General features: G+C 66.4%; 16 protein-coding genes and 2 pseudogenes. 6 read left to right on the top strand and 12 right to left on the bottom strand.

What is annotated here, in order from left to right:
- Positions 1-30 precede the first annotated feature (30 nt).
- Positions 31-2,133, bottom strand: coding sequence for a phosphocholine-specific phospholipase C (locus OG716_RS13475; protein ID WP_405137980.1), 2,103 nt, complete (start codon positions 2,131-2,133; stop codon positions 31-33).
- A 151-nt stretch (positions 2,134-2,284) separates the two neighbouring features.
- On the opposite strand from OG716_RS13475, the gene OG716_RS13470 reads away from it, so the two are divergent.
- Entirely contained in the window at positions 2,285-2,452 is a 168-nt protein-coding gene (locus OG716_RS13470; RefSeq protein ID WP_405137979.1) for a hypothetical protein, read from the top strand.
- 66 nt (positions 2,453-2,518) lie between these two features.
- Here OG716_RS13470 and OG716_RS13465 read toward each other — a convergent pair.
- From OG716_RS13465 to OG716_RS13455, 3 genes and pseudogenes are all read right to left on the bottom strand, one after another.
- Positions 2,519-2,776: pseudogene (locus tag OG716_RS13465) on the bottom strand (TauD/TfdA dioxygenase family protein); the annotation flags it as partial.
- A 2-nt stretch (positions 2,777-2,778) separates the two neighbouring features.
- A pseudogene (locus tag OG716_RS13460) lies at positions 2,779-3,066 on the bottom strand (LLM class flavin-dependent oxidoreductase); the annotation flags it as partial.
- Between the two features lie 182 nt (positions 3,067-3,248).
- Positions 3,249-4,043 carry an IclR family transcriptional regulator gene (locus OG716_RS13455; protein WP_405137978.1) on the bottom strand — a complete coding sequence of 265 codons (795 nt, stop codon included), beginning with the start codon at positions 4,041-4,043 and terminating at the stop codon, positions 3,249-3,251.
- A gap of 534 nt (positions 4,044-4,577) precedes the next feature.
- On the opposite strand from OG716_RS13455, the gene OG716_RS13450 reads away from it, so the two are divergent.
- Positions 4,578-4,883, top strand: a complete 306-nt coding sequence (locus OG716_RS13450; protein WP_327146552.1) for a transglycosylase family protein — start codon at positions 4,578-4,580, stop codon at positions 4,881-4,883.
- A 91-nt stretch (positions 4,884-4,974) separates the two neighbouring features.
- Here the strand turns inward: OG716_RS13450 and OG716_RS13445 are convergent, their stop codons facing one another.
- Genes OG716_RS13445 through OG716_RS13435 form a run of 3 tightly spaced genes read right to left on the bottom strand, consistent with a single transcriptional unit; the run spans position 4,975 to position 7,729 of the window.
- Positions 4,975-5,799 carry an ABC transporter ATP-binding protein gene (locus OG716_RS13445; RefSeq protein ID WP_405137977.1) on the bottom strand — a complete coding sequence of 275 codons (825 nt, stop codon included), beginning with the start codon at positions 5,797-5,799 and terminating at the stop codon, positions 4,975-4,977.
- On the bottom strand, positions 5,796-6,854 hold the full coding sequence (locus OG716_RS13440) for an ABC transporter substrate-binding protein (RefSeq protein ID WP_405137976.1): 1,059 nt from the start codon (positions 6,852-6,854) through the stop codon (positions 5,796-5,798). The genes OG716_RS13445 and OG716_RS13440 overlap by 4 nt, the downstream gene beginning before the upstream one ends.
- The gene (locus OG716_RS13435) at positions 6,851-7,729 is read right to left on the bottom strand and encodes an ABC transporter permease (RefSeq protein WP_405137975.1); all 879 of its coding nucleotides are present in this window, start codon (positions 7,727-7,729) and stop codon (positions 6,851-6,853) included. Before OG716_RS13435 ends, OG716_RS13440 begins: the two co-directional genes overlap by 4 nt.
- 299 nt (positions 7,730-8,028) lie before the next feature.
- Between OG716_RS13435 and OG716_RS13430 the strand changes: the two genes are divergently transcribed.
- Positions 8,029-8,454 carry a DUF4189 domain-containing protein gene (locus tag OG716_RS13430; RefSeq protein WP_405137974.1) on the top strand — a complete coding sequence of 142 codons (426 nt, stop codon included), beginning with the start codon at positions 8,029-8,031 and terminating at the stop codon, positions 8,452-8,454.
- A gap of 82 nt (positions 8,455-8,536) precedes the next feature.
- Positions 8,537-10,345, top strand: coding sequence for an alpha/beta hydrolase (locus tag OG716_RS13425; protein ID WP_405137973.1), 1,809 nt, complete (start codon positions 8,537-8,539; stop codon positions 10,343-10,345).
- Between the two features lie 4 nt (positions 10,346-10,349).
- On the opposite strand, the gene OG716_RS13420 is transcribed toward OG716_RS13425, so the two are convergent.
- Both OG716_RS13420 and OG716_RS13415 read right to left on the bottom strand, forming a co-directional pair.
- Positions 10,350-11,222, bottom strand: coding sequence for an LLM class flavin-dependent oxidoreductase (locus tag OG716_RS13420; RefSeq protein WP_405137972.1), 873 nt, complete (start codon positions 11,220-11,222; stop codon positions 10,350-10,352).
- A 56-nt stretch (positions 11,223-11,278) separates the two neighbouring features.
- Complete coding sequence (locus OG716_RS13415; RefSeq protein WP_405137971.1) at positions 11,279-11,971, bottom strand: CPBP family intramembrane glutamic endopeptidase; 693 nt, start codon at positions 11,969-11,971, stop codon at positions 11,279-11,281.
- Between the two features lie 24 nt (positions 11,972-11,995).
- Between OG716_RS13415 and OG716_RS13410 the strand changes: the two genes are divergently transcribed.
- The gene (locus OG716_RS13410) at positions 11,996-12,202 is read left to right on the top strand and encodes a hypothetical protein (protein ID WP_405137970.1); all 207 of its coding nucleotides are present in this window, start codon (positions 11,996-11,998) and stop codon (positions 12,200-12,202) included.
- On the opposite strand, the gene OG716_RS13405 is transcribed toward OG716_RS13410, so the two are convergent.
- Both OG716_RS13405 and OG716_RS13400 read right to left on the bottom strand, forming a co-directional pair.
- Positions 12,192-13,913 (bottom strand): amidohydrolase family protein, encoded by a 1,722-nt coding sequence (locus OG716_RS13405; protein ID WP_405137969.1) that lies wholly within the window; start codon positions 13,911-13,913, stop codon positions 12,192-12,194. The two genes, OG716_RS13410 and OG716_RS13405, sit on opposite strands and share 11 nt — an antisense overlap.
- A gap of 100 nt (positions 13,914-14,013) precedes the next feature.
- Complete coding sequence (locus OG716_RS13400; protein WP_405137968.1) at positions 14,014-14,619, bottom strand: alpha/beta fold hydrolase; 606 nt, start codon at positions 14,617-14,619, stop codon at positions 14,014-14,016.
- A gap of 32 nt (positions 14,620-14,651) precedes the next feature.
- Between OG716_RS13400 and OG716_RS13395 the strand changes: the two genes are divergently transcribed.
- On the top strand, positions 14,652-15,104 hold the full coding sequence (locus OG716_RS13395; RefSeq protein ID WP_405137967.1) for a hypothetical protein: 453 nt from the start codon (positions 14,652-14,654) through the stop codon (positions 15,102-15,104).
- A 20-nt stretch (positions 15,105-15,124) separates the two neighbouring features.
- Here OG716_RS13395 and OG716_RS13390 read toward each other — a convergent pair whose 3' ends face one another.
- Positions 15,125-15,952, bottom strand: coding sequence for a TVP38/TMEM64 family protein (locus tag OG716_RS13390; RefSeq protein WP_405137966.1), 828 nt, complete (start codon positions 15,950-15,952; stop codon positions 15,125-15,127).
- Positions 15,953-16,046: the final 94 nt, after the last annotated feature.

Genomic DNA, 16,046 nt, shown 5'->3' with positions numbered 1-16,046 from the left:
ACCTGGGGCACAGACGCGAATCGGGGACGGTCAGTCCGAGTTCACGCTCGGGGTGCCGTCCTCGATCCGTCCGGTGACCCGCCGGTAGAAGTCCGGATCGCCCTCGGCGGTGATCTCGAGGTCGTACCACCCGTCGTAGGTCGCCCATTCGAGTCGCTGTCCACCTCCCGCCGCGAGCTCGACGCGCTGCCCATCGCCTCCGTAGCGGCGCGGCGTGATGTGCATGATCACCGCGCTCGCACCGTGATTGGCGAGCACGAGCACGGCGGTCGCCCGGCTCACGGCCTCGGTCCCGACCCGCACACCCGCCGCCGGTCCACCGACCGAGCCGCGCAGTTCGTGCCAGAACCGGTTCGGCCCCTGGATCACCAGATCGTATTTCCCTGTCACCGAGAGTTTCTCGGTGAGCTTGGTGGCGACGTCGTAGTGCCGCGGATCGCCCGGGACGCCCGCGAACGGGTAGATCGTGAAGTGCGCCGACGCTTTTCCGCTGTCGGCGAGCGTCACCGACAGCACCGATCCGTCCAGCGCGCTGGAGACCGACGGTTGATACGGCAGCGGCCGGGACGGTCGCATCTCGAGCTCCTGCACCGGAAGTGCTTGCGCCCCCGGCGGATCGGGCTTCCAGCGCGCGATCGCCGCCGGAATCGGCCCAGGCGCGGCCACATGCGGCCGCTTGCCCGCGGTCGTGAAATCGAAGGCCGAGGTCATATCGCCGCAGACGGTGCGCCGCCAGGTACTGATATTCGGTTCCCGCACCCCGGTCCAGGTTTCCAGGAACCGCAGCACCGAGGTGTGATCGAACACCTCCGAGGAGACGAAACCGCCCATGGTCCACGGCGAAATAATGGTCATGGGCACCCGTACGCCCAGCCCGATGGCCTTGCCGTCGTACCAGTCGTCGCCATTGCCGGAGCTGGGCCGCGGCGGCACCGGCGGCGGCACATGGTCGAAGTAGCCATCGTTCTCGTCGAAGGTCAGGAATATCGCTGTCTTGGACCAGGTGTCGATATCGCCGCCGATGATATCGAGCAGCCGGTGGATGAAGGTCGCACTGCCGACCGGCGTCGATTCGGAGGGATGCTCGGAGTACTGCGCGGGCGGCACCAGCCAGCTGACCTTCGGAAGCCGGTCGGCCGCAATATCATCGGCGAAGCGCTGCAGCAGCGTATCGGGTTCACTGCGGTACATCCCGCGGTCGAACAGGCTGCGCTCGGCAGCGGTCAGCTTGTCCCGCGCGGCCGTCAGCTGCCGCACCATGCGCTGCTGCTCGCCGTAGGACCGGCCCGCCAGGGATTCGTAGAACTTCTCGGTGGTGCGGTACCGGCCGCTCACCTCGTCCAGCAGCTTCCTCCCGATCCGCTTGAACGGCACGAAGTATTCGACCGGATTGTCGGTGAAGTTGTCCCACTCCTGATAGATCTGCCACGAGACGCCCGCGGCCTCGAGCCGCTCCGGATAGGTGGTCCAGTCGTAGCCCTTGTGTTTGGCGTCGTAGGCCGCATTGTCGACCGCGCGCTTCTTCCCGCCGGGTTCGAATCCCGTTGTGCCGGTGAAGAAATAGTTGCGATTGGGATTGGTGCCGCCGAACATCGAGCAGTGGTAGGCATCGCAGGTGGTGAAGGTATCGGCCAGCTCGTACTGCAGCGGCAGATCGCGACGCTCGTAATAGGTCATGGTGGCCGGGCTCTTGGCCTCGATCCAGCGATCCCACCAGCCCTGTGACCAGGCCTGGGTACTGCCGTTCCACTCGTGGTCGAGGCTGTCGAGGTATTGGATATCGCTGTCGGGCCGTCCGGCGAGTGTCGCGGCATCCCGTACCGAGAACGGCAGTACATCCCCGTCCAGCGAGCCCTGCCGCCGTGGTTGCTGAAACGCAGTGCGGCCGTTGCGCAATCGTAGCGGAGAGTCGTCGCCGAACCCGCGCACTCCCGCGAGCGACCCGAAGTAGTGGTCGAATGACCGGTTCTCCTGCATGAGCAGGACGACATGTTCGATAGCACCCAGCCCGCCGGCCGGAACCGGTGCCGCCATGGCGCGTTGCAGGGAAGATGGCAGCAATGAAGCCGCCGCCGCCCCAACCGCGATGCCTGCCATCGAGCCGAGTATACGTCTGCGAGAGACGTTGACCATGCTTAGAAGTAGAGCAGCGGTTCCGGAACGCTGGGTGATCGCCGAATGATCGCCGTATGAAGGTCAGGCGGGCCAAGATGTCCGAAACACGGCCTGCGAGCGGCGGCACGCGGAACACCCGGTGCGAGACCGTACAGAGTAGAAAGAACCGATGGGAAGACAGGCAGCGCTCGCGCTCTACGTGGTGGCGATGGTGGTCGTCGTGATCGGCGTGGATGTCCTGATCTTCAGACACCACTTCTGGCCGCGCCTGCTGGTGAACGTCGGGATCGTCCTGGTATTCGAGGCGTTCTATCTGAGGTTCCTGAAGGCTTCGTAATCGCCCGCAGCGGCCCGAGGGCCTTCGGCGACTACCGAAGGCCCTCGGGACTATTCGCGTCAGCGGTCAGTTGCCGCTGAGCTTCGCACCGGCGATGGAGCGGGACGACTGCCCGTCCACGCCCACCGGAACATCACCCTCGAGCGTGGTGCGGTAGAGCACCCGGGTGCCATCGAGGTGATCGAGATCGCTGGGCGCGAGGTGCGCGGTGGCGCGGTTGTCCCAGAACGCGAGACCGCCCTTCTCCCAGCGGAATCGGACCGTGTAGGACGGAGCGGAGATCTCCGCGAAGAGCAATTCCAGCAGGGCGTCGCTCTGCCGCGGGCCTCCCAGCTGTCCCAGGGCTGAATGGCCACATCGACGAATTCCTCCGCCCGCTCGTAGCGGCGCGCGTGCTCGGGGATGGCGTCGTAACCGAAGTTGAACGCCTCCTCCTCATTTCCGGAGGTGACAATGTTCCAGCCCGCGCGCCCGTCGCTGATGTGATCGAGCGAGGCGAACTTGCGCGCCAGATTGAACGGCTCGTTGTAGGTCGTGGACGCGGTGGCGATCAGTCCCACATGTTCGGTGGCGGTGGCGATGCGTCTGTCGCAAGCGGAGATTAGGGTGCGCGGCGTATCAGCCGCGACATACTCCGGGCGCGACGCGCATCAAATCGACTGCACGCCGTTGCGTCAGAAAAGTGAATGGGATCATTCCAGGCCCTTTGTGAGAGTTCGGAAGTGGTAATGATCAGGTTGTTCATATCGTGCGGTCGCCCGGGTCGCCGGGCAACCGTCTTTTCACGATGTGGAAATCAGCGTGATTCTAATTCGAAGGCGGAATCGGTTGGGCCGCCGTGGGTTTGGAAGAGCGGGCCGATCCGGCCGGCGGTGGCCCGCATGGCCGGAACGATACTGCGCACCAGGTCCGCATCCAGGCGCGCGGACCTGGCCTGCACGGCCAGCGCGACCCGGACTCTTTTGTCCGGCCCGGCGATGGGCACGGCGATCGCCCGGATCGGATCATCGGTCGGGACGAGTTCGCTGGCGAAGCCGGTACGCCGCACCCGATCGAGATCGGTGTGCAGCCCGCCCGTGCGGACCCGCTGCGAGTTCCGTCGTTCGGCGTGCTCCTCGGCGATCGTGCTGATCGGCGAGGGGGCCAGCAGTGCGTGCCCCACCGCGCTGGCGCGCAGCGGCTGCCTGACCGGCGGCACCTGATTGGGGCAGAAGTACACCGGTGGCCTGGCCTGGAACACCGTGACCGCATCACGGTCCTCCACCACGCTCACGCTCACCGTGATGCGGATGCCCGCGGCCAGCGTGTAGAGGTGCGGCGCCGCCGACTCCAGGCCCAGGCGGGCCAGCGCCGGGCGGGCCAGCGATGCCAGTCCGTGACCGATGCGGTAGCGATCGTTGGCGGGGTTCTGATCGAGTAGCCGTCCCCGGACCAGTGCCTGTGCGAGCCGGTGCACGGTGCTGACGGGCAGGTCGGCGAGGTGGGCCAGCTCGCTGACCGAGAGCTCGGGATCGTCGCCCTCGAAGCAGTTGAGCACCTGGATCGCACGATCGACGGCGCGGGCGCCGGAGCGGGGTTCATCGGGGCTCATGGTGCCTCCTGCAGGGGCCGAAACAGTGTCCCCGGAACTATCGCCATTGCTCTGACCGGGGGCAATGATTCGACGCAGCACGATCCGAGCCGGTCGGAGCGGGGGTCCCCAAGTAAAACTGATCGGTTTGTTTCGGGTCCGCTGAACGCACCCATCGTTTGATTTCGCGCTGTATTACGCGATCCGGATCACCATTTTCCAGTGGCGTCGGTCACATATTCGGGGGTGAATTCGATAAATGTAATTCACTGATCCCCCGATGCGATCTGGGGAAAGTCTGCGAGTGCGGCCGAGTCCAATTTGTCAACTGACCGTGATCACCCCGTGATTAGTCGTGATTGTTCCGTTACCGTCGTTCACGGCTCGGATCAATGCCGAGCTCCAACTCGAACCGCCGAACACCGGCAACCCCGTCCCGCGGTTCGAAGCGACACCGAACTCCCTGGGGACGGGGACCCGCAGCTGCTAGCGCGGGCCGGATGGGCGCAGGCCAGGGAATCATCTATGACTCGCAACCGGAAGTTCAGCACCCGCATGATCGTCGCCACCGCGGCCGCCGGCCTGTTCGCCGCCGTCCCGCTGACGCTGACCACCGCGACCGCCTCCGCCGCCTCCGGCGACTGGGATGCCGTCGCCAACTGCGAGAGCAGCGGCAACTGGGGCGCCAACACCGGTAACGGCTTCTACGGTGGTCTGCAGTTCACCCAGAGCACCTGGAACGCCTACGGCGGCCAGGGCAACGCTGCCAACGCCAGCCGCTCGGAGCAGATCCGCGTGGCCGAGAACGTGCTCGCCGGCCAGGGCCGCGGCGCGTGGCCGGTCTGCGGCGCCTACCTGTAAAGGTATCGCCGTCGCCGGGTGACCGGCACCTCAGTATGACGATGGCCCCGGATCGCACTGTCGCGATCCGGGGCCATCGGTCTGTTCGGGACTAGCGGTGTGCGTCGTAGATCGCCTGTGCCAGTTCGGATTTCAGTGCCTGGAACTCCGGTGTCGCGGTGACCGTCAGGTCCCGCACGCGCCCTTCCCCGGACGCCGTGTCACCGGGGAGCGCGGCGTCACCGGGAAGCTCGATACGCCGGTCCACGATGACGCGCCCCGGCCGCGCGCTCATGACCAGCACTCGGGTGGACAGGAACACCGCCTCCTCCACCGAGTGCGTGACGAACACGATGGTCTTGCCCGCTTGCCGCCACAGTCGCAGCAGCTCCACCTGCAATCGCTCCCGGGTGAGCTGGTCGAGGGCCCCGAACGGCTCATCCATCAGGATGATGCGCGGATCGTTGATCAGCACCCGGGCGATCTGCGCCCGCTGCTGCATCCCGCCGGAGAGCTCGTAGGGTCGCTTGGCGCCCACATCGCCCAGTCCGACCAGTTGCAGCAGCCGATCGGACTCCGCTCGCCGTGTCTTCTTGTCGACGCCGCGCACCTTCGGGCCGAACTCGATATTGCCGCGCACCGACAGCCAGGGGTACAGCGTCGGGGCCTGGAACACCACCCCGCGCTCGGCGCTCGGACCGTCGATGGCATCGGCGCCCACCCGCAGCTCACCGGTGGTCGGCGCCAGGAACCCGCCGAGCAACTGCAGCAGTGTGGTCTTCCCGCAGCCGGACGGTCCGACAATGCTCACGAACTCGCCCGGTGCGATGGTCAGATCGGTGGGGGAGAGCGCCACGGTATCGCCTGTGGCGGTCTCGTAGGTCTTCGACACCTCGCGCAGCACGACCTGGTCGCGCTGCGCGACGGCCGAACTCACTTGGCGCTCACTGCTTTTGCCGCATCGGCGTAGACGGCCCCCGCGTACTTCTCCGGCGCGGCCACACCCTGAATCTGCCCCTGGGTCAACAGGAACTGCGCCGAGGTCCGCAGATCAGCACCGAGCTGCTTGCCCAGATACAGCGCACCGGCCTGCGTGGCGGCATCGAGGAAGGCGTAGCCGGTGACCTGCTTGCGCACCGCGTCCACCGGAATGCCCAGCTGCGCGGCGATATGCGTCGCCGCACCCTGCGGATCGCTGGAGAGCTGCTGGACGGCCCAGTTCTGCGCGGCAGTCCATACGGTGAGGAACTTCGGGTTGGCGGCGACGAAGTCCGAGCGCGCACCCTCGAGATCGAAGGTCGGCTTACCGGCCTTGGCGGTCTCGGCGGCCGTGGTCACGGTGTGCCCCTTCTTCAGCAGCTCGGTCAGCGTGGGCTCCCAGATGAACGCCGCGTCGATACTGCTGTCACGCCATGCCGCGGGAATCGCGTCGGGCGTGAGGTTCACGAGAGTCACGTCCCGCTCGATTCCGGCCGCCTGCAGCGCCGCGAGCAGGCTGTAGTGCGAGGTGCTGGCGAACGGCACCGCGATCTTCTTGCCGCGCAGCGCGGCGACCGAGGTGATGGCCGGATCCTTCGCCACCAGCGATTCGGCCGAGCCGATCACGTCATGGACCCACACCACCTTCATATCCAGATTCAACGGCGTCGAAAGCGCCTGCGCCGCAGCGGAACTACCGAGCAGTCCGAGGTCGAGCGAATTGGACCCGAACGCCTGGATGACCGTCGCACCCGAGGCGAACTTGCTCCAGGTGATCTTGGCCTTCGGTAAGCAGGTCTCCAGCAGCCCCGCATCCTTCACCACCAGTGCGCCGTTGGGGATGTCCTGATACCCCAAACGCACTGTCCCGGTGAAGGAGTCGTCCACGGCCACGGGGCAGGCAACCTTGTCGCCTTCGGCGCGGGACTGGTCGGTGCGCCCCGAGGACACGCATCCGGACAGTGCTGCCGCGAGAACTCCGGCCAGTGCCACTGCGACGAGCTTGCGTTTCACGCCTTGCCTTTCCACGGAACGGCGATCCCGCCGATCCACTTGATCGCCGCGTCCAGAGCGAGCGCGGTGAGTCCGATAACGATGATGCAGGCCATGGTCAGGGCGGTGTCGAGGCGCTGACCGGCCACGTAGGCGAGGCCGCCGATGCCGGGGATGCCATTGTCGAGTTCGGCGGCGACCACCGTGGTCCACGCGAATCCGACCGCCACGCGCACGCCGGTGATGACCTCGGGCAGCGTGGCGGGGAGCAGGACGCGCGTGATCACCTGGCGCTTGCTCGCTCCCAGTGATCGCGCCGCATTGATGCGATCGGCCGAAACCCCTTGTACGCCGGTAATGGTCGCGATGACCACCGGCGGAAAGGCCGCCAGGAACAGCAGCCAGATCTTGGAGGTGTCGCCGATGCCGAACCATACGATGAGCAGTCCGATGTACCCGAGCGGCGGCAGTGCCCGCAGGAAATTCAGATAGGGCTCGACAATCGCCCCGATCGTCCGCGAGGTCCCGAGCGCGAATCCCACCAGCGGACCGAGGATCACGGCCGCGCCCGCCCCGACGGCAATGCGCTGCAGGCTCGCGACCAGGTGTTCCCACAGGAAGTAGTTCTGCTCCCCGCGCACCTGCCGGGGCACCCCGGGCGCGATCTCGTGCCAGCTGTTCGCGCGCACGAACGCCCGCCACACCGCCGCGGGAGTCGGAAGGAACTGCTGTTCGACGATTTTCGCGGCGCTGATCGCCCACCAGAGCGCGATCAGCACGGCCAGCGACAGCACGCGCACCGACACCCCGCGTGCCCGAGCCCACCCGCCGGCGCTCCAGGCCCGGCCGAACTCGACTGCGCGTGCGCCGTTTCGGGTCGCCCCGATGCTGATCATGCCGTCCTCCGTCGAATTCGCTGTCCGGATGCCTCGCCCGGGATCGGACCCGGGCCGAGACCGTCCGGTCCGATCCTTTCTTGCGGAAGACATGCAGGACAGATCCACGATCATCGTGATTTCAATGCCCCGGCCCGGCCGGTCTGCTCCGGGTTCGCAGTACCCGTCGAAGGTGAATGGCGCACTCCTGCAAGGAGATCCACGAGGAAAACGATTGCAGGAATGTCGGACCCGGCGGTTATGCTCTGCTGCGTTCGGCGCCGCGAGACAGGGGCGTCACACCAGAAGGGGAGTCTGGAATGCTTTTTTCGAAATCGAGCCGTGTGTCGAAACTGCTCACCACCGCGGTCCTGACGATCGGACTGTCCGCGCTGTTCGCGGCGCCCGCACAGGCACAGTCGGGGGGCACCTGGGGTGCGATCGCCATCGGCAATCACATGCGGGCGTACGCGATCGTCACCGGGTACCCCAGCATGCAGGAGGCCAAGGACGCCGCGGAATCGAAATGCGGCTTCACCGACTGTGCCTGGCGCACCAATTGGGACGCGGACCGATCCGATAATCTCCGCTGTGGCGCTGCGGCAGTGGCCTCCGACGGTCACTGGGGTTGGGCGCAGGGGTCGTCCTCGGATGAGGCCGAACAGGACGCCATCAATATCGCGGGTCCCGGCGCCGGCGCCCAGGTATCGGGCTGCGACACCATCACTCGCGGTCCCCAGAACTGAGGCTGCCCCCGGCGATGTGATCGCGGGCATACCTGCTCAGGGCGCGGCAGAGACCCGATGCCGGGAATGAGAAGGTAGGCGAATGGACTCCTGGCGCTCGCAGATCGATACGGTGCGAGCCCGGGTTGTCCGGGCGGGTCGAGAGGGTGTGCGCGCCAGCGCCAATGGCGTGCGGGAGCGATTGCTGCCGCAGGAGGAGGCCGGGCCGCCGCGTCCCATCACGATTCTCGGGCTGGATTTTGTGGGCCTGGTGTTCGCGCTGTTCTTCTTCGCTTGGAGTCTGAGCCCGTCGCTGCTGCCGCGGGACTGGGTCTTTCAGGGCATCGTCAGTGGATTCACCAGCGTGACCGGCTACGGCGTGGGACTGCTGCTCGCATTTCCGATGCGCCGGTGGGTGGCGCCGCGAATCTCGTGGCGGCGCTTCGAACGCCGGGTCGAGCTGGTGCTGGAGATCGTCGTCGCGCTGCTCGCGGTATTCACCGTGATCAGCACATTGCTGGTGGCGGCGAATTGGCAGGACGATGTCGACGGGCTGATGGGGATGTCCCGCTCGGCCGAAATCGCCTACCTGCGTACGGGTCTGATCATCGTGGTCATCTTCCTGCTGGTGCTGCTGGTCGCCCGGGGACTCCGGCGCACGGCGCACGCGATCGCCCGGGTGCTGTCGGCGCGGTTGCACATCTCCCTGCCGCTGGCGCATGTGATCGCGCCGATCACGCTCGCCCTGGCGGTGGCGCTATTTGTCGACAAGGTGCTGCTGGCCGGAAGTTCCGACGCCGCTCGGGCGGTATTCGCCGGGCAGAACAATGGAACGGAACACGGTGTCGTGCAACCGATCCAGCCAGAACGGTCGGGTAGCCCGGCGTCGGCCGCGCCGTGGGACTCCCTGGGATTGCAGGGCAGGACATTCGTCGCCGGCGGAATCGGCGCGCCGCGGCTGGCGGCGCTCAGCGGAGTCCCTGCGCGAGAACCGATCCGGGTCTACGCCGGACTCGGATCTGCCGCCGACACCGCGGCGCGAGTGCGGCTGATCCTCGCGGAACTGGACCGCACCGGTGCGTGGGAGCGCAAGGTTCTGGTCGTGACCGGTACCACCGGCACCGGATGGGTCAGTCCCGCCGCGGCCGAATCGCTGGAGCTGATGTACAACGGCGACTCCGCCATTGCCGCCATGCAGTATTCCTTCCTGCCCAGCTGGATCTCGTTTCTGGTGGACCGCTCCGCGGCGGCGACAGCGGGCGCCGCGCTCATCGACGGCATCCACCAGCGCTGGGCCCAACTACCGGAGGGGCATCGACCGCGCCTGATCGTCTACGGCGAAAGCCTCGGCTCGCAATCGGCCGAGAGCGCCTTCGGAAGCCTCGCGGATCTCCGCAAATCCGTGGACGGCGCCCTGTTCGTCGGCCCGCCGAACTCCAATCACCTGTGGAACGAGATCAAGGATCGGCGCGATCCCGGCACTCCCGAAGTACTTCCCACCTATGCCGGGGGTTTGATCGTCCGATTCGCCGCCGGGAAGCAGGATCTGCCGGCACCGCAGCAGAATTCGGCACTGCGCGACCCGTGGCCGGAACCACGCGTGCTGTATCTGCAGCATGCCTCCGACCCGGTGGTCTGGTGGAATACCGATCTGCTGTTCACCCGCCCGGACTGGCTCACCGAAGCGCCGGGGCGAGATCGAACATCCGCCATGAGCTGGTACCCCATCGTGACCTTCTGGCAGGTCAGCGCCGATCTGGTCCGAGCGCAGTCGCCGCCGTCCGGCCACGGCCATAATTACGGAGACCTGATGCCCTACGCCTGGGCCGCGGTGACCGCCCCGCCCGGCTGGACGGAGGCGGACAGCGATCGCGTCGCCGCGAACCTGGTGGCACTGCGGGTGGACAGCTGATCGGTCATGGGACCAATGGCCGGATCTGTTCGGCGACGAAGCGGACGAACCCGGCGGGGTCGGGCTCATCGGCGGTGGGCTGCAGGACAACACTGGTGGCCCCGGCTTCGGCCCAGCGGATGACGGTGTCGGCGATCGCCTGAGCGTCACCTGCGATACCGACGTCCGGGATGGTGTCGCGTTCCTTGCCGCGCAACTCCGCGGCGATCCGGTCGGCAGCACCGGGGCCGGTGGCTGTCAGCAGGTAGGCGACCACCGGATACGGCTGTAGCGCGGTCTGTTCCGGCCGCGCGGCGCGAATGATGTCGACGGCCGCGCGAATACCGTCCGCGGACTTGGAACTGTCCAGAATGACGCCGTCGGCGGCCGCACCGGCCAGCGCCAGCGTGCGCGGCCCGGACGCGGCGGCCAGCACCGCCGGCGCGGTGGCGGGCGGCCAATCCAGGGCGACGTCGTCGAGCTGGATATACCTGCCCTTCACGGTGATTCGCTCACCGGCCAGCAATCCGCGCAGTGCATCCAGATATTCACGCAGCAGTGTGACCGGCGAAGTGACCCGCGCCCCCACCTGCCCCATCCACTCCTGCACGCCGTGGCCGACGCCCCAGATCGCCCGTCCGTCGAACATCCGCTCCAGTGTCGCGATCTCCATTGCGGTGATCGCGGCATTCCGTAGCGGCACCGGCAGTACGCCGACCCCGATACGAAGCTGCTCGCTCCAGGCCAATGCGGCCGCGGCGCTCGAGATCCCGCCCTCTTGAAAACAGTCCTCCCACAACCACAATTCGTCGAGCCCCGCCTGCTCGGCCGCCCGAACCACCTCCCGCAGCCGCTCCGGCGGATTGTGCGGACGGAACACGGCACCCAGAGTCGTCATGAGCCCATGACTACCAGACCGCACCGACATCTTGGGGTCGGGCATGTGAACCGGATTTACGTCAGTCCGGCAGTTCTCTTGGCGCCCAATTGGATCCGCGATGCCGGTGCCGCGCCATGATAGAAATGCCGGCCCAGGCCGATGGAGAACACGAGTATTCCGTACACCGAATGCTCGACCGAGGCGGTGAACAGCGACTGCGTCCGCAGATACCGGGTCGCGAAGATCCAGCCGCCCACACCACTCGCGGCCACCGAGAACCAGCTGCCGAAGATGATGTGCACGTAGCCGAAGGCGGCGGCGCTGGCGGCGACCATGCCCGCACCGTCACCGAATACCGGCGCATACCGGTGGAACAGGAACGACCGGAAGATCAGCTCCTGCGGATACACGCTCAGTACCGGGTACAGCAGCATGACCGCAAGCCACAGCAGCGGATTCCGCCGCGGCAGGTCGAACAGATCCTCGCGCCGCAGCAGTGCGGTCGCCGCGGTGAGCGCGAGCGCGCTGGACCCGGCCGTCACCGCCATCGGCCGCGCCTGATCGCGAAATGCCCCGGCCCGCCACAGCGAGTCCCGGTCGAACCCGCGTGCGCGCCGCAGATAGACGGTGGCGGCGGTCCCCAGCACCAGCAGTGCCGGAATCGGCGGCCGCCCGCGCAGCACCGCGTTGTAAGCGGTCGTTCCCCCGAAGAACAATGCCGCGTACTCCGCGGCCAGATATGCCCGCCGCCACCGCCGAATCCTCATGCGCACAACCCTAATTTCCGGATCGTGACCGCGCCGAGCAGCGACGGGATTTCATGTCCGGGGGCCGTCGTCGTCGGCCACCGGAAACACCGCGGCGCGGATCAGATCAACCAGCCCGCCACCGGCATCTTCCTGGACAAACTCACCCAGTGGAAGGGCGCCGACTGCTGTATCCCTGGTGGTTGTCGTTCACCCGCGATGCCTGAAGAACCGGTGCTGATCAGGCGGTGAGGAAGGTGCCCGCGTGCAGCGTGGTGCCGAATCCCGGTGCGAAGGTGCCGTATTCGTAAACCACGTGGCCGCCGACCACGGTGGCCGCGACCGCCGCGTCATTGCGATTGACCATGCGGGAGACGCCGCTGCCGGGTAGTTCCGCCTCGGCGTAGGCGGCGCTGGCGCCGTCGAAGCCCGCCGGATCGATGACGGCGATATCGGCGCGGGCGCCGACGGTCAGCTTTCCGGCATCGAGTCCGTACCAGTCCGCCAGCTCACCGGTCAGCCGGTGCACCGCCTGTTCGATCGGCATGAAGCCGCGCAGCCGCACCCGCTCCAGCATGCGCAGCCCCGAGTTGTAGAAGGCCATATTGCGAAGGTGCGCACCGGAATCCGCGAAACCGATCTGCACCATGGGTGAGGTCTGCAGCCGGTCCAGGACATCATCGCGATCATTGGCGATGGTGGTGCGCCAGCGCAGCGCCGCACCGTGTTCGACGGTCAGATCCAACAGTGCGTCCGGTGCGGTGATGCCGCGCTCGGTGGCCACCGCGGCGAAGGATTTGCCGATGACCGACGCGTCGGGGCAGGCCACGATCTGCGCGTCACCGAGATCGCGATGCCAGACGCGGGGGCCGAATCGTTTGGACAGGTCCTTGCGGAAGCGACGGCGGTACTCCTCGTCCTTCAGCAGTTCACTGCGCTCGAGCACCTGGCGGAAATTCAATGCGGCTGCCCCGGAACCGAATTCCTCGAAGATGACAAGATCGATGCCGTCGGCGTACACCTCGAACGGCACCGGCAGATGCTGCCAGCGAAAATCGCCCCTGCCGAGCCGGTTGGTCACCCAGGCCGCGCCCACCGCGACGCGAGCCACCGTGCGATCGGCCTTGATATCAGCGGCCGACAGCAGCGACGTCTTGAGTGGCCGGCGACCGAGCAGTCGGCCGACACTCTGCGCGAAGTAGCGCGCGATCTCCACACGCGAGGTGAGGTTCGGGGTGCTCTGATGCACCCGGCCGTACTGGCGCAGTACCGAATTCAGCCGCCCGTATTCCGCCCAGCTCGCATAGGTCGAAGGCAATTGGCGGGCCGGAAACCGCGTCCCCTCGAGCTTGGAGAACGAACTGCGAATAGTCGACAGCCCAACGAATCCGGCATCGAGCGCCTCGGCGAGCATGCCCGCCATCCGATCCAGCTCAGCGGAGGTCGGCCGCTCATTCGCGTCCACCGCACGCCCCAGCCCCATCACGGCCACCCGAATATCCGAATGCCCCAGGAAAGCAGCCACATTCACCCCGAGCGGCTTGCCGCCGATGGCCTCCACATACGACTTGGGATCCACCCACGTCTTATGCTCCTTGACCGCGTCATTGACCACTTCCCACGGCAGCGCCTCCACCCGCGCGAACATATCCGCACAGTCCTGCGCCTCGGCGTACACCGTCGACAGCGAGCAATTGCCGAACACCACCGACGTCACCCCGTGCCTGGCCGATTCGCCCAGCCCCGGTCCGGTGAGCACCTCGGCGTCGTAATGCGTATGCACATCGATCATCCCGGGAATAACCCACTTCCCTGCGGCATCGATCGTGCGCCGCCCCTCGGGCAGCCCAGCTTCGACAGCCACGACCCGCCCATCCCGCACCGCCACATCCGCCACCATCGGAGCCCCTCCGGTGCCGTCGTAGACGGATCCGCCCCGGATCACGACGTCATAGTCGGCCATCACGTACTCCCTGCTCACGGGTATCGAATACTCGTGAGTATCAAGCGCTTCGGCCGACCACGTCAACAGCCGTACGGCAGGCCATGATCGGCGACGTGAATTACCTTGGCGCGGCGAGAGTTACGGGCTGATCGGCTCGCAACCGTACCTGATCGTAACTGCTGACGAAGTCCAGGAAGCGGGGGATTATCTGTTCCGGATTCGCCCACAGTAGATCGTGTCCGATGCCCGGATAGATTTCGACGTCGGCCGACGGGATGTGGTTGCGGGCGCGGGCCGCACCGAGTTCGGGATCGCTGACGACCGTATCGGCCCCGAAGAAAATCAGGCTCGGGGCGGTGATGGCGGCCAGTTGTTCGTCGGTGAACGGTCGATCCCACGGCATCGCCATCCGGAACTTCACGGCGGCCAGCGCGAAGGCGGATTCCTCATCGCTGAGTTCGAAACCGGGCATCAGCCACCTGTTGAACTTTCGCATCCGCTCGGGAGTCGGCCGTGAGCCCGACACGATGAATTCGAACAGCAGACTCGAGCGCCCGACCGCGTTCTGATGGCCATCGGCGGTCTCGCGCAGGGCATGCTCCAGGGATACGGCACCACGAAGTCGGCACTCGAACTCGTCGATCACCTTCTCGATCGGGTGCTGGGGGCGAAGACGTGAATATCCGGATTCGATGATTTGGCTGGGCTCGGTTCGTCGGAACACCTATACGTTTCTCGAATCGGAGGGAAGTTGTCATGAGCGTTGACAGGGAGCCGAATCCGTCGCTGGCCGAGTTGGCGGTGCTGGGTGGCGAATGGGTGATCGAGTTGTCAGATGCGGAATTTCTGCCGAGTCCGGACACCAGGGTGCAGGGGCGGGTGACCGCGGAGTGGATCGATAATGCCGCCTTGGTAATGCGGCAGTTCGGGGATGAAGGGGAGTCGGCGACCTGGATCATGGGTCGCGACGGGTCCGAGTCGGAGTACACCGTGCTGTACTCCGACGCTCGCGGCTTCTCCCGCGTATATCGGATGACTTTCGCCGATCGTGAATGGCAGATGTGGCGCAGCACACCGAAATTCACGCAGCGCTTCCAATCGCAGGTGAGCTCGGACGGCGACACCATCACCGGCGAATGGCAGAAGTCCTACGACAGCGGTGAGACCTGGGTGCACGATTTCACGATCGAGTACCGGCGCGAGAGCTGACCCGCGGCGGCTGAATTCGGTTAGTCGGCTACTTCGGGTGCAGGTTCGGGCACCCCGAGGCGGGTATCGACGATGAGCCCGATGATGCCCACGGCCAGGCAGCCGACCGTCACGATGAGCTGGGCGGGGGAGGTGCGGTTGGTGAGGGCGTCGCCCAGCCAGACCGTGCCGATGGTGCCCGGGATGATGCCGACGACGGTCGCGATCAGGTAGGGCGTCAGGCGCACCGATGACAATGCGGCGCAATAGTTCACGATGGCGAACGGCGCGAAGGCGATCAATCGCAGTGATCCGACCGCGAGCCAGCCGCGCCGGGCCAGGCGGGTGTCCACCGCCTGCACCGTGGGATGGGTGAGCCGCGCGGCGACCCGCTCGCGCCCGAGCGCGCGAACCAGTAGCAATGCCAGCACCGCACTCAGCGTGGTCGCGGTGATGGCCAGCGCCAAGCCGAGCACCGGCCCGAAAAGCATGCCCGCACTGAGCGTGAATATGGTGCGCGGGAACGGCACAATGCAAATCAGGGCATGCGCCAGGAAGAAGACGACGGGCAGCAGCGGTCCGACCGAGTCGGCCCATTCCCGGATCTGCTGCGGTGCCGGGTGCGGTGCGAAAGCCGCCAGCCCGAAAAGGACTGCGCAAATGATCAGTACCCCGAGCACCCGGGGCCGCCGTAGCCGGGCCAGGATTTCGGCGACCGCGCCGAGCTTTCCGATATCGCGCGTTTCGGAGACAGCGATCGAAGTTTCGGGTACAGCGCTCGGGGATTCGGGAACTCCGCCGAGCGGCACGGAAACCTCGCTGAGCTGCGCGGACCTCGGCTCGAGCGGTCCGCGGACGGTTGTTGGCACCGCGCCAGGTTACCCGCTGGTAGCGGGACTCTGTGGACAGTAATCACTCTTGTCCAGCTAGCATCAGGAGAAAGACGAGGAATGCTCGTTAACC

The sequence above is a fragment of the Nocardia sp. NBC_01388 genome (assembly GCF_045040085.1).
Taxonomy (GTDB): domain Bacteria; phylum Actinomycetota; class Actinomycetes; order Mycobacteriales; family Mycobacteriaceae; genus Nocardia.
The sequence above is the reverse complement of the archived record's forward strand: the minus strand, read 5'-3'. Positions and strand labels throughout refer to the sequence as shown.